At 63.6% G+C, this 20476-nt stretch carries 17 protein-coding genes; 9 read left to right on the top strand and 8 right to left on the bottom strand.

Annotation, left to right across the window (positions count from 1 at the left end):
* Window positions 1-210: 210 nt before the first annotated feature.
* From HLH25_RS15805 to HLH25_RS15785, 5 genes are all read right to left on the bottom strand, one after another.
* A complete protein-coding gene (locus HLH25_RS15805; protein ID WP_182974983.1) occupies window positions 211-1869 on the bottom strand; it encodes a long-chain-fatty-acid--CoA ligase in 1659 nt (552 codons plus the stop codon).
* 71 nt (window positions 1870-1940) lie between these two features.
* Window positions 1941-3242, bottom strand: coding sequence for an OmpP1/FadL family transporter (locus HLH25_RS15800; protein WP_182974982.1), 1302 nt, complete (start codon window positions 3240-3242; stop codon window positions 1941-1943).
* A 430-nt stretch (window positions 3243-3672) separates the two neighbouring features.
* Window positions 3673-4608 (bottom strand): electron transfer flavoprotein subunit alpha/FixB family protein, encoded by a 936-nt coding sequence (locus HLH25_RS15795; protein WP_182974981.1) that lies wholly within the window; start codon window positions 4606-4608, stop codon window positions 3673-3675.
* 2 nt (window positions 4609-4610) lie between these two features.
* Window positions 4611-5360, bottom strand: a complete 750-nt coding sequence (locus HLH25_RS15790) for an electron transfer flavoprotein subunit beta/FixA family protein (RefSeq protein ID WP_182974980.1) — start codon at window positions 5358-5360, stop codon at window positions 4611-4613.
* On the bottom strand, window positions 5357-5542 hold the full coding sequence (locus tag HLH25_RS15785; protein ID WP_182974979.1) for a hypothetical protein: 186 nt from the start codon (window positions 5540-5542) through the stop codon (window positions 5357-5359). The genes HLH25_RS15790 and HLH25_RS15785 overlap by 4 nt, the downstream gene beginning before the upstream one ends.
* Before the next feature lie 586 nt (window positions 5543-6128).
* Here HLH25_RS15785 and HLH25_RS15780 point away from each other — a divergent pair.
* The 5 genes from HLH25_RS15780 (at window position 6129) to HLH25_RS15760 (ending at window position 12796) form a co-directional block, all read left to right on the top strand.
* A complete protein-coding gene (locus HLH25_RS15780; protein ID WP_182974978.1) occupies window positions 6129-7268 on the top strand; it encodes a thiolase family protein in 1140 nt (379 codons plus the stop codon).
* Window positions 7268-9619: a 3-hydroxyacyl-CoA dehydrogenase/enoyl-CoA hydratase family protein gene (locus HLH25_RS15775; protein WP_182974977.1), complete on the top strand. Its 2352-nt coding sequence runs from the start codon at window positions 7268-7270 to the stop codon at window positions 9617-9619. The genes HLH25_RS15780 and HLH25_RS15775 overlap by 1 nt, the downstream gene beginning before the upstream one ends.
* Window positions 9620-9638: 19 nt before the next feature.
* Window positions 9639-11429: an acyl-CoA dehydrogenase C-terminal domain-containing protein gene (locus HLH25_RS15770; protein ID WP_182974976.1), complete on the top strand. Its 1791-nt coding sequence runs from the start codon at window positions 9639-9641 to the stop codon at window positions 11427-11429.
* 76 nt (window positions 11430-11505) lie between these two features.
* Window positions 11506-11991 (top strand): PaaI family thioesterase, encoded by a 486-nt coding sequence (locus HLH25_RS15765; protein WP_182974975.1) that lies wholly within the window; start codon window positions 11506-11508, stop codon window positions 11989-11991.
* A 211-nt stretch (window positions 11992-12202) separates the two neighbouring features.
* Window positions 12203-12796, top strand: a complete 594-nt coding sequence (locus HLH25_RS15760; RefSeq protein WP_182974974.1) for a chalcone isomerase family protein — start codon at window positions 12203-12205, stop codon at window positions 12794-12796.
* Window positions 12797-12907: 111 nt separating this feature from the next.
* Here the strand turns inward: HLH25_RS15760 and HLH25_RS15755 are convergent, their stop codons facing one another.
* Complete coding sequence (locus HLH25_RS15755; RefSeq protein WP_246402569.1) at window positions 12908-13681, bottom strand: TetR/AcrR family transcriptional regulator; 774 nt, start codon at window positions 13679-13681, stop codon at window positions 12908-12910.
* Between the two features lie 252 nt (window positions 13682-13933).
* On the opposite strand from HLH25_RS15755, the gene HLH25_RS15750 reads away from it, so the two are divergent.
* From HLH25_RS15750 to HLH25_RS15740, 3 genes are all read left to right on the top strand, one after another.
* The gene (locus tag HLH25_RS15750; RefSeq protein WP_182974973.1) at window positions 13934-14911 is read left to right on the top strand and encodes an NAD(P)H-dependent flavin oxidoreductase; all 978 of its coding nucleotides are present in this window, start codon (window positions 13934-13936) and stop codon (window positions 14909-14911) included.
* A gap of 160 nt (window positions 14912-15071) precedes the next feature.
* Window positions 15072-15281: a hypothetical protein gene (locus tag HLH25_RS15745; RefSeq protein WP_114726614.1), complete on the top strand. Its 210-nt coding sequence runs from the start codon at window positions 15072-15074 to the stop codon at window positions 15279-15281.
* A gap of 76 nt (window positions 15282-15357) precedes the next feature.
* Window positions 15358-16785: a cryptochrome/photolyase family protein gene (locus tag HLH25_RS15740; protein WP_182975006.1), complete on the top strand. Its 1428-nt coding sequence runs from the start codon at window positions 15358-15360 to the stop codon at window positions 16783-16785.
* On the opposite strand, the gene HLH25_RS15735 is transcribed toward HLH25_RS15740, so the two are convergent.
* Window positions 16782-17702, bottom strand: coding sequence for a delta(1)-pyrroline-2-carboxylate reductase family protein (locus tag HLH25_RS15735; protein WP_182974972.1), 921 nt, complete (start codon window positions 17700-17702; stop codon window positions 16782-16784). The genes HLH25_RS15740 and HLH25_RS15735 overlap by 4 nt on opposite strands.
* Window positions 17703-17758: 56 nt before the next feature.
* The gene (add, locus tag HLH25_RS15730) at window positions 17759-18790 is read right to left on the bottom strand and encodes an adenosine deaminase (protein ID WP_220791851.1); all 1032 of its coding nucleotides are present in this window, start codon (window positions 18788-18790) and stop codon (window positions 17759-17761) included.
* A gap of 230 nt (window positions 18791-19020) precedes the next feature.
* On the opposite strand from add, the gene HLH25_RS15725 reads away from it, so the two are divergent.
* Complete coding sequence (locus HLH25_RS15725; protein WP_182974971.1) at window positions 19021-20256, top strand: acyl-CoA dehydrogenase family protein; 1236 nt, start codon at window positions 19021-19023, stop codon at window positions 20254-20256.
* Window positions 20257-20476: the final 220 nt, after the last annotated feature.

The following is a 20476-nucleotide window of genomic DNA, read 5'->3' as shown; positions in this document are numbered from 1 at the left end:
GGTCTTCTTGATGGTGGTTGCGCTGCCGATATTGTCTGTCTGCGCCGATTGGGGCCGCCCGCTGGACGACGATGGCACGTCCTGCGCGGAAGATGAGGGCGGCAGGTCGGGGCGACGCAGTCCAGGTGGTATGGCGGTGGCCAGGGATTATGGGCGGAAGCCCTGCTTACCGCGACGCGGGTCGGCGTGGGCTTTCTGCACCATCGAATATCAGCTGGTGATGCCTTCCTGAATTTTCAGGTCCTTTCGAGACAGTTTTCCGATCAGGGTCTTGGGCAGGGAGTCGCGGAAGACGATCTCGCGCGGGCGCTCGATCTTGGAGACATACTGTTCCAGGTGGGTCGCCAGTTCGGCCGCCGTGACTGTGGAATCGGGGCGGAGGGTGACGAAAGCCTTGGGCGACTGGCCGCGATAGGAATCGGGCACGCCGATGACCAGCGCTTCCAGCACGGCGGGATGCCGGTGAAGGGCTTCCTCGATGACGTGCGGATAGACGTTGTAGCCGCCGCAGATGATGATGTCCTTGAGGCGGTCGACCAGGAAGAGATAGCCGTCCTCGTCGAGATAGCCGACATCGCCGGTGCGGAAATAGCCGTCCGGCGTGAAGGCGGACGCATCTCCCTCGCCCTTCCAGTAACCGGACATCACCTGCGGACCCTTGACGCAGACTTCCCCCTTTTCCATGACCGGCAGGCGGCGGCTGATGTCGTCGAGGCTGCGGATTTGCAGGTCGGTGTGCAGGACGATCTTGCCGCAGGAGCCGTCACGGACGGCATGAAGGGGATTGAGCGTGAGGACCGGCGAGGTCTCGCTCAGCCCGTAGCCTTCGATGACCGGGCACTTGGCCGTTTCCTCGAAACGCTTGCGCAGGGCGACCGGCAGGGGGGCGCCGCCGGAAATGATGGCGCGCATATGGCTGAACAGGTCGGGTGACAGGCCGGGGTCGCGGAGCAGGGCGGTCTGGATGGTCGGGACGGCGGGCATGAGCGTGATCCGGACCCGCCGCATGGTCGCGAGGGTGGATTGCGTGTCGAAGCGCGGCAGCAGCACGATCTCGCCACCGCGTTCGATGGTGAGCAGCATGACGGCCATCAGCGCGAAGACATGGAACAGGGGGAGGATGCCCAGCGTGGTCGGAGGTTCGCTCAGGGCGTCCCGCGCCATGTCCTTGATCTGTTCGATATTGGCCAGAAGATTGCCGTGAGTGAGTTTGGCCGCTTTGGGAATACCTGTGGTGCCACCGGTGAATTGCAGGACGGCGACATCGTGCATCGGGTCGATCGTGACATGCTTGACAACGGTCTTGCTGTGGGCGAGCGCGTCGTAGGTGACGATGCGTTTGTCGGCTGGGAAATGGTAGATGTCTTTTGATTTGAGGACTTTGAACAGGGCCCCTTTGACTGGCGGCAGGGCGTGCGAGAACGGGCAGACGACGATGCGCCGAACCGACGTGTTCTCCGCCGCCCGATAGGCGGGTTCGGCGATGGCTGCGAGGTCCGAGATCACCAGAACCGACACGTCTGCGGTCTTGAGGATCTGGTGGACCTCGTGCTGGACGTATAGCGGGTTGAGATTGACGACGATGCCGCCGATGCGTTGCACCGCGAAGAAAAGGATCACGGCGTAAGGCGTGTTGGGCAGCGAGACGGCGACGCGATCGCCCTTGGAGACACCGATATCCTTCAGGCCGCCGGCAACATGCTCCACCGCCTGGAAGACTTCGCGATAGGCGAGCTTGCGCCCCATGAAGTCGATGGCGAGGGCGTTGGGATGGCGGAATGTCGAAACGCGCAGAAGTTCGAACAGATCCTGAATCGAATCACCTGACGCGGTATGACGCAGTATGGTGCTTTCATTCATGGCATTCATGGGAAAACCCTTCAATCGGGCGGGATGGGAGACCCTGGTGGAGGGTCGATCCCGTGAGATCCCGCTGTCGTTCAGAAACGTGTCCTCACACCGAAGGCGACGACGTTGCCGTAATCGTTATAGGAGCCGATCAATCGGCCTGATGTTTCCGAGGCGGCATCGTTTATTTTTGGATTGGTGCCAAAAATATGGGCGTAGGACAGGGTAAGAGTCAGCCGTTTGATCGGCGTGTAGTCCACGCCGCCGGCCAGGTCGAACCGGTTGGTGTCGGGCGTGATCGTGTTGCGGTTCCTGACGGTCGTCGGGCTCTGGTCGTAGCTGAAGCCGCCGCGCAGCAGGACGGCCTTGGACACCTGGTATGTCGCGCCGATGCCGCCGAACCAGCTATTGCGCCAGTTGACCGGGATCGAGGAACTGAGGCCGCCGGGGTGGTCCGAGGTGTTGTTCAGCGAATGCAGGAGGGACCAGTGGGTCCATTCGCCCTGCAACATGATGGTCCAGCGTGGCGACAGAACACGGGTGATGCCGAAAGAGACGCTGTCGGGCAAGGTCACCTGCATGGCGCCATGGCCGCTCTGGGCGATCAGCGAACCGTTGATCAGCGGATTGGCGGCCAGGAGCGGGGGCGGTGAGAATTTGGTACGGGTGGAAAGGTCGTAGGAGATGCGCGACTGGTAGTTGATGCCGATCTGGGTTGCGTCGTCGGGCTTGTAGAGGATGCCGGCATCGTAGCCGAAGCCGAAGGCGTTTCCGGCCATGTCGACCGTCGTCGGACCCAGGGCGTTCAGCGGACCCAGATTGACGCCGCGCGTAAAGCGGCCGGCGAGAAAGCCCATGCGGGGGCCGACACCGATGGAAAGACGCTTGTTGAAGCGGTAGGAGGCCATGATCCCGAGTTCGTAGTCCGTGACCGCACTGACAAGGCTCTGGTAGCGCCCGACCCAGTTGGAGGGGTAATTGGCGCGCTGGCCGTAGGGGGTGTAGAACCCGTAGCCGATCGCCCAGTGCGGATCGATCTTCAGGACACCGTATCCGGCGGCGGTGGCGGCGTCGGTGATGCCGCGATTGCCCTGCACGCCTGGCGTGGTGACGCCGGGGCCCATATAGTTCTGGCCCGAGAAGCGGGCGACGGGGCCGGCGTAGAAGACGTTGCTCTGCAATTCGCTGTGGTCGAGAAAGGACATGCCGGCCGGGTTCATCAGCACGGTGGACGCATCCCCCGCGCGGCTGACGGAGCCGACATAGGCGTTGCCCAGCGAAACAGCATCGGTCTCGCGCAGGGCGAAACCCGAAGCTGCGGCCCGGTGGACGGGGATGAACAATGTCTGGGTGAGGAGGGCGCTGCATGCCATCAGCGTGATTTTATTTTTCATTATTGGACTGACCATCTCAGCATTTAAACCAAACATTTGGTAGGTTAAGCCGGCAAGCGCTTTCTCCATGTCTCTGATCCGGGAAAACTATGGGCTCCGTTTGGCAGGCTTGCAAGAAAATCAGGGCTGGAATCGGAAGAAGCGCGCTTCACACTCTCTCGACTGGCAAAGCCGCGAACGGGCGGCCCAAACGTCAAAAAAAGGCTGAAGTTCCAATGAGTGTTTGGACGGGAGCTTTTTTGCGAGGAAAAGGAGCCCAGGCGGCATGTGCCGGGGCTGAGCCGCCGGCTAAGCGGTCGATGCTCGGTTCCGCTGCGGGATGCGGGTGCCCGGTTTGCGGTGTGGACGCGGGGAGAGGCGGTCTTCTTGCAGAACAGTCGTTAGGTGAGGGGCGGCCACGCCGCGCGTGGTCGCCCCGCCATGGCAGGGATTATCCGAGAGCTTCGGTCAGGGCGGGTACGATCTGGAACAGATCGCCGACCAGGCCGTAATCCGCCACCTGGAAGATGGGTGCGTCTTCGTCCTTGTTGATGGCGACGATCACCTTGCTGTCTTTCATGCCGGCCAGATGCTGGATGGCGCCGGAAATGCCGCAGGCGATATAGAGGTCTGGGGCGACGATCTTGCCGGTCTGGCCGACCTGATAGTCGTTGGGGACGAAGCCCGAATCGACGGCCACGCGAGAGGCGCCGATGGCGGCGCCCAGCTTGTCGGCCAGTGGTTCCAGAATCTTGAAGCCTTCCGCGCTTTGCAGGCCGCGACCGCCGGAGACGATGATCCGGGCGGCTTCGAGCTGAGGTCGCTCGGTGCTGGAATGCTCCGCCGAGACGAAATGCGCTTTCGACCGGCAGGGGGGCGGCGTGACGGTTTCGATCGGGGCGGTGCCGCCTTCGGCTGGTACGGGGTCGAAACTGGCCGTGCGGATGGTGAGGAGTTTCTTTGCGTCCGATGAGCGCAGGGTGACCAGCGCGTTGCCGGCGAAGATCGGCCGCACGAAGGTTTCGGCGTCCTTGATCTCCATGACATCGGGGATGATCTGCACGTCGAGCAGGGCGGCGGCGCGGGGGAGGGCGCTTTTGCCGATGGTGGTCGCGGCGGCCACGATGTGGTCGTACTCCGGAGCAAGGGCGACGAGCAGGGCCGCGAGCGGCTCCGCAAGAGCGTGGGCGAAATCCTCGCCCGATACGGTGCGGACCTTGCGGATGCCGGGGATCTTCGCGGCAGCCGCCGCCGCGGACTCGATGGTCTCCGGGCCGCCGGTGACCAGCACATCCACGTCGCCGAGTCTGGTGGCCGCCGCGATGGCCGAGCGGGAGGTCTGGGGAATGGTGCCGTCTTCGGCATCCAGCAGGACGAGTGCGGTCATGATCAGATCACCTTGGCTTCGTTGCGCAGTTTTTCGACCAGTTCCGCGACGCTGCCGACCTTGATGCCGGCCTTGCGGGTCGGGGGCTCGGCGATCGAGAGCGTGGTGAGCCGGCGGGTGAGGTCGATGCCGAGATCGGCGGCCGACAGGGTTTCGAGCGGCTTCTTCTTGGCTTTCATGATGTTGGGCAGGGAGGCGTAGCGCGGTTCGTTCAGGCGCAGATCGGCGGTGACGATGGCGGGGAGCGTGAGGGAGAGGGTCTCCGAGCCGCCATCGACTTCGCGCGAAACGGTGAGGCTGTCTCCGGTTTTCTCCACGCGGCTGGCGAAGGTGGCCTGCGGCCAGTCCAGCAGGCCGGCGAGCATCTGGCCGGTGGCGTTCATGTCGTCGTCGATGGCCTGTTTGCCGAGGATGACCAGATCGGGCGTCTCGCGCTCGACGAGGATTTTCAGGATCTTGGCGACGGCGAGCGGTTCGGGGCTTTCCTCCGACTGGACCAGGATCGCGCGGTCGGCGCCCATGGCCAGGGCGGTGCGTAACGTGTCGGCGGCCTGCGGGACGCCGATCGAGACGACCAGGACTTCGCTGGCGATGCCTTTTTCACGCAGGCGCAGGGCTTCCTCGACGGCGATTTCATCGAAAGGGTTCATCGACATCTTGACGCCGGCGGTCTCCACGCCGCCGCCATCGCGCCTGACGCGCACCTTCACGTTGTAATCAATGACACGTTTGATGGGGACAAGGATTTTCATGGGACCTCGGGGATGAAAATGCGGAACGCCTCGCGTTCGGTCTGGGTATGGATGGTCTCGTGCGCGACCGGGCTTTGGCACCTCGGGCGCTGGGGCTGCCTCAGCCCGGTCGCCATCGCCGGGCCGGCCGGGGCACGGATGCGCGCGGCGGCGGACTCCATGGCATCCTGTGGCTCATGCATGCGTCTCCCGCGCTCCCGCACCGGCCGCCTGGAGCGGCCTCTGACGGAGCGGCACCGTTCAGCAAGGGCAGTATATCGCCGTGCCGTTTTATCGAACAGTCGATAGGTAGAAATATGATGGCGGCACAGGATGATGGGAGTGGCTTCCTGGGGCGGGAAATATCGTAGAATAATGATAAGAAAAGGAATTGTTCGTGTTCTGTCCTTTCGTCACATATTTGAGATCGCATTCGGGCTTGCGCGTGGTGGCTGGGTGCAAGGGTGATCCGGCGTTTGGTGATGGGGATTCTTCCGTCGATTTTCGGCGGAAGAAAGGAATTTCTAACGATCGTTCGTATTAATTTTCAGGGGCATGAAGGGGTGTTGGTCTGTAAAAATATGAGATTAATCTATTGATATAAGATGATTTTTACTCTGATCGGCGCTGCCGGGATGGTGGCTGGCACCATCAATGAATCGTGTCATCACGACAAAGCGTCTTTTCTGAAGCGGCCTCGTTCCCTTATCAAGGCGAGGCACAATGCGCGCCTTCGCTTCGAACAAACGTTAGACATAATAAACGAAGGCATTGCCAGGAGCGCTATTCATGAATTCCGTTGTCATCGCAGGGTATGCGCGATCGCCGTTTCAGCTCGCGCGCAAGGGGCAGTTCGTCAGGACACGCCCTGACGACATCGCCGCACAGGTCGTGCGTGGGCTGGTGGAGCGCACGGGAGTTGCGCCGGAGGATATCGAGGATCTGATTCTGGGCTGTGCGTTCCCGGAAGGAGAGCAGGGCTTCAATCTGGGCCGGATCGTGGCGTTGCTGAGCGACCTGCCGCTTTCGGTGGGCGGCGTGACGGTCAACCGGTTCTGCGGGTCGTCGATGCAGTCGGTCCACATGGCGGCCGGGGCGATCCGCATGGGGGCGGGGGAAGCCTTTATCTGCGCGGGCGTGGAGAGCATGACGCGCATCCCGATGGGCGGGTTCAACCCGCTGCCCAATCCGGCACTCTACAAGAAGCGGCCGGGCGCCTACATGGACATGGGCATCACCGCCGAGAATGTCGCGCGGAAATACGAAATCAGCCGTGACCAGCAGGAACAGTTCGCGCTGCGCAGCCAGGCGCGTGCCCGCGACGCCATTGCGGCGGGTCGGCTGGAAGCGGAGATCGTGCCGATCCAGACCCGTGACGGTGTGGTTTCGGCCGATGGCTGTCCGCGTCCGGATACCACGGCGGAGGGGCTGGCCGGCCTGAAGCCCGCTTTCGATGCGGCCGAGGGCACGGTGACGGCGGGAACGTCTTCGCCGCTGACCGATGGGGCGGCGTCGGTGCTGGTCTGTTCCGAAGCGTATGCCGACCGCAAGGGGTTGCCGAAGCTGGCGCGTATCCGCTCGATCGCCATTTCGGGCTGCGAGCCCGAGGTGATGGGGCTGGGGCCGATCCTGTCCTCGCGCAAGGCGATGGAGCGCGCGGGGATCACGATCGAGGATGTGGGCGTCGTCGAACTGAACGAGGCCTTTGCTTCGCAGTCGATCGCCTGTGCCCGCGAACTCGGCGTGCGGGATGCGACGCTGAACATCGATGGCGGCGCGATCGCGCTGGGCCATCCGCTGGGTGCCACGGGGGCGCGCATCGTCGGCAAGGCGGCGCAGCTTCTGGAGCGTGAGGGCGCGCGCTACGCGCTGGCCACGCAGTGCATCGGCGGTGGACAGGGCATCGCCACGGTCTTGGAGCGCATCTGATGACCCAGGATGTGACATCTGGCGGGGGCGGCGGCGTGCGGCCGGTCTTCTCCCGCGTCTGCGTGATCGGCTCGGGCGTGATGGGGGCGGGGATCGCCGCCCAGATCGCCAATGCCGGGGTGCCGGTGGTGCTGCTCGACCGCAAGGTGGAGGGGGCGGACCCGAATGCCCTGGCCAACGGCGCGATCGCCAAGGCGTTGAAGACCGAGCCGGCGCCCTTCATGGACCCGGCGGCGGCGAAGCTGATCGCGACCGGCAATATCGACGACGACCTGCCCCGTGTGGCCGATTGCGACTGGGTGGTCGAGGTGATCATCGAGCGGCTGGACCTCAAGCAGGCGCTGTATCGCCGCCTGGATGCGGTGCGGCGGCCGGGGACGCCGGTTTCGTCCAACACCTCGACCATTCCGCTGGCGCGGCTGGTGGACGGGATGCCGGAGAGCTTCCAGCGGGATTTCCTGATTACTCATTTCTTCAACCCGCCGCGCTACATGCGGCTGCTGGAGGTCGTGGCCGGGCCGATGACCGATCCGGCGCATGTCGCCGCCGTTTCGGATTTCTGCGATCGGTGGCTGGGCAAGACCGTGGTGCGGGCCAAGGATACCGCAGGCTTCATCGCCAACCGCATCGGCACGTTCTGGATGCAGGCGGCGGCGCGGGTGGCGGTGGATCAGGGGCTGACGGTGGAGCAGGTCGATACCATCATCGGCCGGCCGTTCGGCATTCCCAAGACCGGCGTGTTCGGGCTGCTCGATCTGGTGGGCATCGACCTGATGCCGCATATCTCGGCCAGCATGAAATCGCTGCTGGCGGCCGGGGACCGGTATCACACCTTCGCCGAGGACCTGCCCCTGATCGCGAAGATGATCGAGGGAGGCTATACCGGCCGCAAGGGCAAGGGGGGCTTCTATCGCATCAACAAGGCGGGGGGCGGGAAGGTCAAGGAATCCATCGACCTCGTGACCGGGGACTATGCGCGCTCCGAGCGGTTTTCGCTGCCGCCGGGCGCTGGGGATGCCGCCGGGCTGCTGGCCTCGGACCACCGGTTCGGAGCCTATGCGCGCACGGTTATGGGTGAGACGCTGGCGTATGCGGCCTCGCTGGTGCCCGAGATTTCGGACGATATCGTGGGCATCGACCGGGCGATGGAGCTGGGCTTCAACTGGAAGAAGGGGCCGTTCGCGCTGATCGACCAGATCGGGGCGGCGAAGCTGGCGGGGGTGCTGCGCCAGGAAGGGATCGCGGTGCCGGCGCTGATCGAGGCGGTCGGAGACGGGCGGTTCTATCAGGATCGGGACGGCGCGACCCAGGCTTTCGGCGTGGATGGCGCCTGGCATCCGGTGACGCGGCCCGACGGGGTGATCCTGCTGGGCGATTTCCGCAAGCGTGGCAAGCCGGTGCTGTCGAGCAGGTCGGGCGCGCTGTGGGATATCGGCGACGGAGTGGCGTGCTTCGAGATCACGACCAAGATGAACACGTTCGACGAGAGCGTGATGACAATCCTCGAAAAATCCATTGCTTATGTCGGGGAGCATTTCAAGGCGCTGGTGCTGTATTCCGATGCGGCCCATTTCTCGGCCGGCGCCAATCTGGGCCTGGCGGCCTTTGCCGCCAACATGGCGGCCTGGGGGGAGATCGGCAAACTCGTCTCTCGCGGGCAGAGCGTTTACAAGGCACTGAAATATGCCTCCTTCCCGGTCGTGGCGGCGCCGGCCGGCATGGCGCTGGGCGGTGGCTGCGAAATCGTGCTGCATGCCGACGCCATTCAGGCCCATGCCGAGAGCTATATCGGGCTGGTGGAGTGCGGTGTGGGGCTGATCCCAGGCTGGGGCGGCTGTGGCGAAATGCTGGACCGGCTGCGGGCCGATCCGCGTACGGCGAAAGGGCCGATGCCGCCGACGCGCGAGGTGTTCGAGATGATCGCCACCGCGCGGGTTTCGAAATCGGCCGCCGAGGCGCGGCGGATGCATATCCTGCGCGATCGCGACGGCATCACCATGAATCGCGACCGGCTGCTGGCCGACGCCAAGGCGCTGGCGCTGTCGCTGGTCGAGGGGTACCGGCCGCCGCCGAAGCCGGAATTCCACCTGGCGGGCGCGGGCGGGAAGCTGGCGCTCGACATGGCTGTCGAGGGCATGGCGCGGCAGGGCATCGCCACGCCGCACGACGTGACGGTCGCGGGCAAGCTGGCCGGCATCCTGACCGGCGGCGACCACGACGTGACGGAGATCGTGACCGAGGAGGATATGCTGGGGCTGGAACGCGCGGCATTCGCCGAACTGGTCCGGAGCATTCCGACATTGGACCGGATCGAGCACATGCTCGAAACCGGCAAGCCCCTCAGAAACTGACGCAAGGGGAGCCAGAAAGATGCAAACCTATACACCACCCCTGCGCGACATGAAGTTCGTGCTGACCGAACTGCACGATTTCTCGCGGCTGACGGCGCTGGAGGCATTTTCCGAAGTCGATGCCGACCTGGCGGAGACGGTGCTGGAGGAAGGCGGGAAATTCACCTCCGAAGTGCTGTTGCCGCTGAACATGTCGGGCGACCGCGAAGGGTGCCGGCTGGAGAATGGCGTCGTCACGACGCCGCACGGGTTCCGCGACGCCTATCGGCAGTTCTGCGAAGGGGGCTGGTCGGCCCTCTCCGCGCCGCCGGAATATGGCGGGCAGGGACTGCCCGAGACGATCGGCATGATGCTCTCGGAGATGATCTGCGCGACCAACCTCTCCTTCGGGCTGTATCCGGGCCTGACCGGCGGCGCGATGGTGGCGCTGCGCAAATATGGTTCCGAGGAACTGAAGGCGCAGTACCTGCCCAAGATGATCAGCGGCGAATGGTCGGGCAGCATGTGCCTGACCGAGGCGCATTGCGGCACCGATCTGGGGCTGCTGCGGACGAAGGCGGTTCCGCAGGAGGATGGAACCTATCGCCTGAGCGGGGCGAAGATCTTTATTTCGGCCGGCGAGCACGACCTGTCCGAGAACATCATCCATCTGGTGCTGGCACGGCTGGCGGATGCGCCCGCCGGGATCAAGGGGATCAGCCTGTTCCTGGTGCCGAAATTCCTGTTGCGCGACGATGGCACGCCGGGCGAGCGCAATGGCGTGCTGTGTACGGGCATCGAGCACAAGATGGGCATCAAGGCCTCCGCGACCTGTCAGTTGGCGTTCGATGACGCGAAAGGCTGGCTGGTCGGCGCCCCGCACAAGGGGATGCAGGCGATGTTCGCCATGATGAATGCCGAGCGGCTGGGCGTGGGCATTCAGGGGCTGGGGATTGCGGAGGTCGCGTACCAGAGCGCGGTGGCCTATGCGAAGGAGCGCTTGCAGGGGCGGTCGCTCGCGGGGGCGAAATATCCCGCGCTGCCGGCCGACCCGATCGTGGTGCATCCCGACGTGCGGCGCATGCTCATGACCATGCGCGTCAACGCCGAGGGCTGCCGGGCGCTGGGCGCATGGGTGGCGATGGCGCTGGATGTGGCGGAACATGGCGGCGATGAACGCGAGCGCCGCGATGCCGAGGATTTCGTGGCGCTGATGACCCCGGTGGTCAAGGCGATGTTCACCGATCTGGGGTTCGAGTCGGCCAATCTGGCGATGCAGACCTATGGCGGACACGGTTATATCGCCGACCATGGGGTGGAGCAGTTCGTGCGGGATTCGCGGATTGCGATGATCTATGAAGGCACCAACGGGATTCAGGCGCTCGACCTCGTGGGGCGCAAGCTGCCGGCGCATATGGGGCGCAATCTGCGCGGGCTGTTCCACCCCATCGCGGCCTTCATCGCGGAGAACAAGGAGAACCCGCTGCTGGGCGAGATGGTCACCGGGCTGGAACGCGCGTTCGGCGCGCTGCAACTGGCAACCGGGCAGATTGCCGAGCGCGGGATGAAGGACCCGGAGGAAGCGGGTGCCGCCGCGACGGATTATCTGCGGCTGATCGGCTTGGTCTCGCTGGCCTATCTCTGGGCACGCACGGTGGCGATCGCCGTACCGAAATCCTTCGCCGCCGGGCCGGATCAGGCGTTCTATAGCACCAAGATCGCTTCGGCCCGCTTCTTCTATGATCGTGTTCTTCCCGAGTCAGCGTCGCTTTATCTGAAGATCAAGGCGGGCAAGGCGTCAATGATGGCGCTGGCCGACGACGCATTCTGACTGGAATGTCGTTCCACTTCCCAAGGGAGGTGGAACGACATCTTATGTCGGATCTGTCCGCTTTCTGGAGAAGAATATGATGGTCCATGTGTCTCAAACGCCGCCGGTGGGCTTTCGTCCGCTGCCCGTGCTGAACGAAACCGGCTTCGATGCGATCATCGGCGGATTTGATGTGGCGGAGGCGGATGGGCGATTGCTGGCCGGTTTCAGGGTGGAAGCCCGGCATTGCAATCATGCGAGGACGTGCCATGGCGGCATGATCGCGACCGTTTTCGACGGGTATATGGCCATGGCGGCGATGTTCGAGCACGACCTGCAGGTGCCGATCCTGCCGACCATGTCGTTATCTGTCGATTTTCTGGCGCCCGGCCTGCCGGATGACTGGATCGAGTTCAGTGCCGACGTGCTGCGGGTGACGCGCAGTGCCGTCTTTGTCCAGGGACTGGCGCGGGTGAAGGGCAAGCCGATCGCCCGGGCAAGCGGGGTCTATAAACGGCCGGCGCCCGACCCCGAGATCCGGCTGGATACCGGAAAGCTGCTGCGGAGTTTCATGCGAAGCTGATGTTAGCCTGCGGCCCTTGCCGCACCTGGCAATTTCTGTCGCGGATATCCGGGTTGCGCGCATGGGTGGCGTCTGGCGGGCATTTTTATGTTTCACACTCATTTCCCGCTCATTCCGAACCGGGGCGGCGCTGGTGCGCGCCCATGACGGAAGGGTGACGGGTTCGGATACCGCATGTGGCGGTATCCGGCCTCATGTGGAGGATCGCGTTATGTCTGGATTACGCAGGTCGTCGTTCCGTATCAGTCTGGCCCTGGCGGCGGGGCTGACGGTTGCATCGTCCGCCGGTCATGCGGATACGAGGGTCGGAGGGGCCGTCTTCCCCGAAGATCTGAAGATCGGCAGCACGTCGCTGAAGCTCAATGGCGTAGGTGTTCGTGTCTTCTATCATCTGGTCGATGGTTACGCGACCGGCCTGTATGTCGTCTCGCCGAGCCGGGACGAGAAGGCGCTTGCCAACGGCCCGAATCCGAAAGTCCTCTATACGGAGTTCCTTCACGACGCTTCCCTGGAGCGGGTAAAGGGCGAGTATGAGTCGATTCATACGCATTATTGTAAGCTTTATGCGTGCGACGCGCAGAACGAGGCCTCCTTCGCCGCGCTGACCGCGCATCTGGCGGCCGCGAAGAGGGGGGAGGCCCAACTCATCCTCGTTACGGATCAGGGCGTCAGCATTCAGCGCAATGGCGCCGTGGTGGCGTCCATCAATGACCCGAATTTCGGCAAAGGGCTGGTTCAGTCGCTGCTGAGTGAGGCGGCACCGACCGACGGGTTCCGCCAGGGCTTGCTGGGGAAGGCGAATTGAGAAGAAGCGCTTCTCTTCCCGAAGAAAAAGAAGAAGAAAGACTCTTATTCGTTCAGGGGCATCATGCGTTCCCCGTACAAGGCTCCTGAACGAATACGACCGCTGCCGATTTCATATCTCCGAAGAGACAGGCGCGCCTGTGCCACGCGCGGCCCGTGAACGCCGCGGGGGGGCGGCGGAACGGCTGCGCGGGCGGGGGGAGGCGGTTATGTCGGTCTCTGATTCCGCCTGGTGTTTGAAGATCGTGAAGATCTGGTGTGCGATCTGAGCGTGGGACATGCGGCCGCTGCGGTACCAGTCGTTTGCCGTGTTGAGGGCACGCAGAAGCAGGATCCGATAGATGTCGCGGTCGATCGTCGCGGGGAGCGGCAGATCGTCGATGATGTTGCGGAAGATCGATTCGAACTCGTCGCGCTTCTTGACCAGCGCGTCGCGCACGTCCGGCGGAGCCGAGACGATACTGTTCATCATCGGCAGGGTGATCGAAGTGAGGCTGAGCTGGATATCCAGCAATTCCGTGCAGGCGGCCTCCAGCCTGGCCCACGGCGCGGTGTGGGGCGCGATGGCCGAGAAGATCCTGCTGGCTGCCGCGTCGAGCGCGCGATTATGGATCTCGACGAACAGCGATTCCTTCGACTCGATATGGTAATAGAGCGACCCCGCCATCATGCCTGCCGCGTCGGCGATCTGGCGGATCGAGGTGGCCTTGTAGCCGCGTTCGGCGAAAAGCTGGGCGGCGGCTTCGAGGATTTCCTGTCGCCGTTCGGCGTGGGCGCCGGTTTCATCGCTATTGGGGCTGAAGGGAAGGGCGCGCATGGCGGAGAGGATGGCACCGCCGGTCTTTGTACGGGTTTTTCTGTTCGGTGGCGTGCGCGATGACGTCATGCTCGGTCGCTTCCAGACTTTCTTCGTTCCAGCCTATCGGCCCTGGTTCCGGAAGACTACAGGATTTTATGGGATATTTGTCATTTTCCGTTGGCATTATAAGGTTTTGTGCCCTCAACCATCCGTGATGGAAAGGAATGCGTTTGCGTCTCGACGGCGGTCGGCCGGTAGCGTAGTGATGGGCTAACAAATGTTAGAATTTCTTGCCGCGGCCGCCGCAGCGTCACGGGAAGGAGCGGCCGGGAGAGCGCCATGTCGATGCCGATATCCTTGCTGGGCAGGCTGGCATTGCCGGCTATCGCCGCGCCCATGTTTCTTGTCTCGACGGTCGAACTCGTGCTGGCCTGTTGTCGGGCCGGGGTCGTGGGGGCGTTTCCTTCGCTCAATGCGCGGCCGGCATCGGCTCTGGAAGAGTGGCTGCGTCGTCTGACATCGTCCCTGACTGCCGAGGATGCACCGTTTGCCGTCAATCTGATCGTCCATCGCAGCAATGCCCGGTTGGAGGAGGATCTGGCGCTGGTGGTGAAATACCGGGTGCCCGTCGTCATCACGTCGCTCGGAGCCCGGCCGGAGGTGAATGATGCGGTCCACGCCTATGGCGGTATCGTCCTGCATGATGTGACCACCGATGCGTTCGCGCGCAAGGCGGTCGCGCGCGGGGCGGATGGGCTGATCGCGGTGGCCGCAGGGGCTGGGGGGCATGCGGGCACGCAATCGCCCTTCGCGCTGGTGCAGGAAATCAGGGCGTGGTTCGACGGGCCGCTCGCGCTCTCCGGCGCCATCGCCAGCGGTCAGGCGATCGTCGCGGCCAGGGCGCTCGGGGCCGATCTGGCTTATATCGGCTCGGCCTTCATCGCGACGGAAGAAGCCGCGGCCGATCCGCGCTACAAGCAGATGGTCGTGGAGTCGTCGGCTGAAGACATCGTTTATTCCAATCTGTTTACCGGCGTGTACGGCAATTATCTGGCTGCGAGCATTCGTGCGGCCGGTCTGGACCCCGCGGACCTCGCCTTGTCCGATCCGTCGCGGATGGATGTATCGACCTTCTCCAGCGGGACGAAAGCGTGGCGGGATATCTGGGGGGCGGGGCAGGGGATCGGGGCGGTCGATGCCGTGGTGCCGGCCGCGGCATTGATTGCACGGTTGCAGCAGGAATATCGGGACACGCTCTCTCTTCTGGCGGAAGAAAGCCGTTTGCTGAACGGGGATGATCCGAACGCTGACGGATAGGACCCATGAATTGCGACAGTGATGTCCGTTGTGGCTGGCTGGGGCGCTTCGCGTTGTGCCGGCATCGGGTGTCCTGAATGTGCGAAAAATTTTCCGTTCTCTTTTTTTCGAGAGAGAACAGGACCATATCCTGATCGATATCATCTGAAAGGTGGCTGAAATGTCGTTTTCCATCAACTCGACCGTGCGTGAGATCCTGGCCGACGAGCAGGCCAAAGGGGTGGTCGAGAGCGTGCTTCCCGGCTTTTCCAAGCATCCGCAGATCGGGATGGCCAAGGGCCTGTCATTGAAGACGCTGGCGAAATTCTCGGGTGGCGTGATGACGGACGAGGTTCTGGCAAAGATCGATACAGGTTTGAAAGCACTGTAGAGGCTGGTATCTGATCGGGCGGCTGACCGGCCGGACTGGCGTTCGTCCGGCATGTGCGCAGGCCCGAAAGGATCGGATCGTTGTGACTTCCCCGGTGATCGTCTGGTTTCGACAGGATTTCCGCCAGGCGGATAATGCGGCGTTGACGGCGGCGGTGAAGACCGGGGCACCCATATTCTGCGTTCACATTCTGGATGAGGCGGTGAAGCAGGACGCGGCGCGCTGGTGGCTGGGGCGGGCGCTGGACCTGTTCGATGCCGATCTGCGGCAGGCTGGCGGGGCTTTGCATGTGTTTCGCGGGCCGGCGATCCGGGTTCTGCCGGTGCTGGTCGCGGCGACCGGCGCGCGGGCGGTGTTCTGGAACCGGCGCTATGACCCCGATGGACGGGAGGCGGATACGCGGCTGAAGGCGCTGCTGAAGGAGGGAGGAACCTCCGTGCACAGCTTTCCCGGCGCGCTGCTGCATGAACCATGGACGATCCGCACCCGGGCGGGGCAACCTTATCATGTCTTCGGCGCGTATTGGCGCGCGGCGTGCCAGGCGGGGCATGAACGGCCGCCGCTTCCGGCGCCGGCGAGGATGACCTTTGCCATGCCGGATCGGTCCGGCTTGCCGCCGATGGTCGAGGCCGGAGCGATCGGGCAGGAAATGAGCGCCACCGGCTGGACGGACGGGCTGGCGGACATGTGGCAGCCTGACGAGGCATCGGCGCAGGAGAATCTGGCACAGTTTCTGGATGGGGCGCTGGACGATTATGCGCGGGATCGGGACTTCGCTGCGCGGCCGGCAACCTCCGGCCTCTCGCCCTTTTTGCGCTGGGGCCATATCACGCCCGCGCAGGTGCGGCAGGCGGCTGCGGCGCAGCCGGCATCGGGTGGGCTTGCAAAATTCATGGCCGAACTGGGCTGGCGGGAATTCGCGTGGTCGGTGCTGTTTGCGCAGCCCGATCTGGCATCGCGTAATCTGCGCCCTGAATTCGACGCCATGCCGTGGCGAAAAGATCCGGATGCCGTGCGGGCATGGCAGCGCGGGCGGACCGGCTATCCGCTGGTGGATGCCGGGATGCGGCAGTTATGGCGAACGGGGTGGATGCACAACCGCGTCCGGATGGTGGTGGCGTCGTTCCTGGTGAAACATCTGCTGATCGACTGGCGGGAGGGCGAGCGCTGGTTCGCCCATACGCTGGTTGATTACGACCCGGCCAGCAACGGCATGAACTGGCAATGGGTCGCCGGAACCGGGGTGGAGGCCGCGCCCTTCTTCCGGATGATGAATCCGTTGATCCAGTCCCGCAAATTCGACCCGTCCGGCGCCTATATCCGCGAATGGGTGCCGGAACTGGCAAGGCTGCCCGATGCGCAGATCCACACGCCGTGGCTGGCGGGCGGCATCTCGGGCTATCCGGCGCCCATCGTGGTGCATGAGGCGGCGCGGGAGCGGGCCTTGTCCGCCTGGCGCGCGTTGCGCGGCACGGCGGAAGGGGGCGGCGATAACAGCGGTTAGGGCGCGGTCGTGGCGCCATGCTGCGTCAGGCGGCGGCGGGCGAGGCGGCAGGCTGCCAGATCCCACGCCGCGCAGCCGACCGATTTGAACAGGACCGGTATGTCGGGGGGCGGTGGGGTGTCGATCGCCGTGGCCAGGGGAAAGACGTTCTGCCAGTCCACGCCGGCCTGGATCAGGTCGCCGGCTTCGGAAGGCGCGCCGATCGGATCGTCGACGAAAAGCCGGCTGTTCAGGACCAGATTCGGACCGATTTCGATCATTTCCGGACGGTAAGCGCCGACGCCGATAACCAGGCGCCCGGCACGGGGGGCAACGTCATAGACGATTTCGTGGCTGCTGGTGGTGGTGATGACGATATTGGCGGCTTCGGCATCGCCGGGGGTTTCAGGGCGGACATGGTGGCCTGTCGGGTCCAGCGTGGTGCAGAGGGCGACCACCCCAGGCGGTTTGCGGCCGCGCACGCTGATGACGGCTTCGGGGTACAGGGTTCGCAGTGCGTTGACATGGCCCCTGGCCTGGGTGCCGGTGCCGATGATCAGGACATGGCGTGGTGGGTTATGGTGCAGCATGCGGATGGCCAGCATCGACATCGCAGCGGTGCGGCGCCCGGTGGTCTCCGGCCCGTCGAGAGTGAACAGGAAGGTGCCGTCACGGGCATCGCAGCATGTCACCTGCCCCTGGATGACGGGCAGCGCCTTGTTGCCGTGAAAGATCGTGATCAGCTTGGTCGCCATGATGTCGTTGGCGACGGACGGCATGCAAAGCAGGTGGCCGCCGGCATCAGCCGTGTCGACGACCATCCGTTCGGGTGACAGGATGTTGCCGGCGGCATAATCGCGCACGACATCCTGCAGGGTATCGACCAGTTCGGGGATGGGAAGAAGGCTGGCGGTCTGCCCGGCGGTGAAAATCTGCATTGGAGCCCTCTGCATCGTTACGGAGGGAAAATATCCCGCCGCAACGATGCAGGCAATCAGGCTTCTTCGGCCTGGAGAGCGGCGAAACGGTCCAGCGCTTCGAGATAATGGCTGCGTTCGGCGTCGGAAATCCATGCCGACGCAAAGGCGTTGCGGCTGATCGCCAGCAGTTCCGCCCGTGTCAGGTCGGCGGTTTCCTGGGCGCTGCGCAGGCATTCGGTCATGTAGGCGCTGTTCATATAACCCGGATCGTCGGAATTGATGGTAATCCGCAACCCCGCATCCAGCATGCCGCGCAGGTCGCGCCGGCCGCAGCCTGGCCGGATGACGTCGTTGGGGGACGGGCAGATGGTGAAGACGATATCGCGCTCGCGGGCGCGGGCGATCAGTTCGGGGCGGTCCAGCACGTTCAGCCCGTGGTCGATCCGCTCGCTGGCGAGATCGTCGAGTGCCTGGCGGATATGTTCGTGGGTGTTTTCCTGGTCCAGGTCGCAATGCATGGTCAGATGCAGGCCGGCAGCGCGGGCGCGGGCGAAGACTTGGGCGAATTTTGCGGGGGGATTGCCGGTTTCGTAGGAATCGAGCCCGACGCCGACGATGTCGTCGAGGTAAGGCAGGGCCTGGGTGAAGGTTTCATCGGCCGATTCCGCGCTCATTTCGCGCACGAAGCACATGATCAGTTGCGAACGGATGCCGAAGTCGCGCTCGGCGGCCTCGCGGGCCCGGGTAATGCCGGTGATGACCGTGGCGAAGGGGATGCCCCGGCGGGTGTGAAGCTGCGGGTCGAAGAACATTTCGGTATACAGGACGTTCTGGGACGCGGATTTTTTCAGATACTGATAGCAGAGATCGTAAAAATCCTTCTCCGTTAGAAGAAGTTCGACACCTTCGTAATAGAGGTTCAGGAAGGACAGGAGGTCGTGATAGGTGTAGCCGGCACGGATGGCCTCTTCGCTGCTTTCCTTCAGCGGGTGGTCATTGCGCCGGGCCAGGTCCATCTTGAGCGACGCTTCCAGAGTGCCTTCCAGATGCACATGCAGTTCCGCCTTGGGCAGCGCGTCGATAAAGGCGGCGATCGAGCCGGTCATGATGTCTTGCTCCAGCGGGATGAATCGTTCGCGCCGATGATGCCCTGTCGCGTGCCTGATGGCACCTCTTTCTTTCGGAGGGTGGAACGATAAGTCCACTCGTTTCTTCCGTGGGGACGGGTCAGGAGTAATTTTAACTAAATATTATAGTGAAATTAAAATAAGCTATACATGACGATCTTGGTGAATTACGATTCACGTAATAACGCTTTCATATGGTGATTTACGACATGGATCAATTCTCATCCGGGGCGGTGCGCGCGCCGTCGCTCGAAGCGCGCTTTGCCCCGCTTTTTGCCGAGATTGCGGCGGGTGCGGTAGAGCGGGAGCAACATCGGGAACTGGCGCGCGAACCCGTAAGGGCCTTGCTGGATGCCGGCTTCGGGCGGCTGCGCGTGCCCGGCGAGGCCGGTGGGCTGGGGGCGTCGCTGCGGGAATCGTTTGCGCTGTTGCGCACGCTGGCGGCGGCGGATTCCAATATCCCGCAGATCGTGCGTGCGCATTTCGCCTTCGTCGAGGGGCGGAGGCAGAAACCGGGGGCATCGGGTGGCTGGTTCGACGTCATCAATGACGGCGCGCTGTTCGGTGCGGCAATGGCTGAACGGAGCGCTGAGACGGCGGTCAAGACGACCCTGCGTGAAACGTCGCAAGGCTGGGTACTGGACGGGACGAAATATTATTCCACCGGGACGCTCTATGCGGACTGGATCGTGGTGTGGGCGATCAACGACACCGCTCGCGTTCATGCCGCCGTACGGGCCGACAGCCCCGGCGTCACGCGGGTCGATGACTGGGACGGGTTCGGTCAGCGTCTGACGGGTAGCGGAACCACGATCTTCGACCACGTGGCGGTTCCTGCGGCCCATATCCTGGACCAGACTCCGCTGACGGAATTGCCGGCTCCCGATTATCTGGGCGCGTATTACCAGCAGTTCCATAATACCGCGCTTGCCGGCATCGCGCAGGCCGTGCTGCGGGACGCGCTGGAGTTCGTCCGGCCCCGGACCCGGCTCTTCGGTGTGCCGGGCAAGGTGATCCAGCGGGATGATCCGGTCGTGCAAGGCGTGGTGGGGCGGCTGTCGACCCTCGCATTCTCGACGGCGGCACTGGTCGATACGGTTTCTGATGCACTGGCGGCGGCCGAACCGTTCTGGGAGAAGGGCGAGACGCGCCATCCGGCAATCGAGACGGCACAGGAAATCGCGTTCAAGGCCCAGCAGATCATCGTGGAGCAGACGCTGGAGGCGGCAACGCTGCTCTTCGAGGTCGGCGGCGCGTCCGCCACCAGTGAGACGCGGCGCTACGACCGGCACTGGCGCAACGCCCGTGTTCTGGCATCGCATAATCCCGCGGCGCAGCGTCAGAGAGAGCTTGGAGATCTTGCATTGAATGGCACCCGGCTTTGGACGCCCTATTTCGAAGGGCTGAAGCGCCAGAACGCGGCGGCCGGCAGGGTAACGGCATAAGAGACACGCCCAGAATCATGCGCGCGGATGGGGCGGTCGGTCTGCGTGCTTTCAGCTTTTGCAGGCCGGCAAGCCACGGCCCGGCCCGCATCTGCTGGAGATAAATCACTAATTAATTTGTTATATAAATCAGACTTCCGCATTTTTTGCGGAAAATTAAACGTTGCGTATTGATTAAATAATTTATGTACGTTACGCCATGATTGTTGAATTTAATTCA

Origin of the sequence: Gluconacetobacter dulcium (assembly GCF_014174165.1) — a bacterium.
In the GTDB taxonomy this organism is placed as follows: domain Bacteria; phylum Pseudomonadota; class Alphaproteobacteria; order Acetobacterales; family Acetobacteraceae; genus Gluconacetobacter; species Gluconacetobacter dulcium.
The sequence above is the reverse complement of the archived record's forward strand: the minus strand, read 5'-3'. Positions and strand labels throughout refer to the sequence as shown.

What these genes read in the sequence shown, in the direction of transcription:
- HLH25_RS15805 (WP_182974983.1), bottom strand. Translation starts at nt 1,869, where the DNA reads ATGAATGCCATGAATGAAAGCACCATACTGCGTCATACCGCGTCAGGT.
- HLH25_RS15800 (WP_182974982.1), bottom strand. Translation starts at nt 3,242, where the DNA reads ATGAAAAATAAAATCACGCTGATGGCATGCAGCGCCCTCCTCACCCAG.
- HLH25_RS15795 (WP_182974981.1), bottom strand. Translation starts at nt 4,608, where the DNA reads ATGACCGCACTCGTCCTGCTGGATGCCGAAGACGGCACCATTCCCCAG.
- HLH25_RS15790 (WP_182974980.1), bottom strand. Translation starts at nt 5,360, where the DNA reads ATGAAAATCCTTGTCCCCATCAAACGTGTCATTGATTACAACGTGAAG.
- HLH25_RS15785 (WP_182974979.1), bottom strand. Translation starts at nt 5,542, where the DNA reads ATGCATGAGCCACAGGATGCCATGGAGTCCGCCGCCGCGCGCATCCGT.
- HLH25_RS15780 (WP_182974978.1), top strand. Translation starts at nt 6,129, where the DNA reads ATGAATTCCGTTGTCATCGCAGGGTATGCGCGATCGCCGTTTCAGCTC.
- HLH25_RS15775 (WP_182974977.1), top strand. Translation starts at nt 7,268, where the DNA reads ATGACCCAGGATGTGACATCTGGCGGGGGCGGCGGCGTGCGGCCGGTC.
- HLH25_RS15770 (WP_182974976.1), top strand. Translation starts at nt 9,639, where the DNA reads ATGCAAACCTATACACCACCCCTGCGCGACATGAAGTTCGTGCTGACC.
- HLH25_RS15765 (WP_182974975.1), top strand. Translation starts at nt 11,506, where the DNA reads ATGATGGTCCATGTGTCTCAAACGCCGCCGGTGGGCTTTCGTCCGCTG.
- HLH25_RS15760 (WP_182974974.1), top strand. Translation starts at nt 12,203, where the DNA reads ATGTCTGGATTACGCAGGTCGTCGTTCCGTATCAGTCTGGCCCTGGCG.
- HLH25_RS15755 (WP_246402569.1), bottom strand. Translation starts at nt 13,681, where the DNA reads ATGACGTCATCGCGCACGCCACCGAACAGAAAAACCCGTACAAAGACC.
- HLH25_RS15750 (WP_182974973.1), top strand. Translation starts at nt 13,934, where the DNA reads ATGTCGATGCCGATATCCTTGCTGGGCAGGCTGGCATTGCCGGCTATC.
- HLH25_RS15745 (WP_114726614.1), top strand. Translation starts at nt 15,072, where the DNA reads ATGTCGTTTTCCATCAACTCGACCGTGCGTGAGATCCTGGCCGACGAG.
- HLH25_RS15735 (WP_182974972.1), bottom strand. Translation starts at nt 17,702, where the DNA reads ATGCAGATTTTCACCGCCGGGCAGACCGCCAGCCTTCTTCCCATCCCC.
- add (WP_220791851.1), bottom strand. Translation starts at nt 18,790, where the DNA reads ATGACCGGCTCGATCGCCGCCTTTATCGACGCGCTGCCCAAGGCGGAA.
- HLH25_RS15725 (WP_182974971.1), top strand. Translation starts at nt 19,021, where the DNA reads ATGGATCAATTCTCATCCGGGGCGGTGCGCGCGCCGTCGCTCGAAGCG.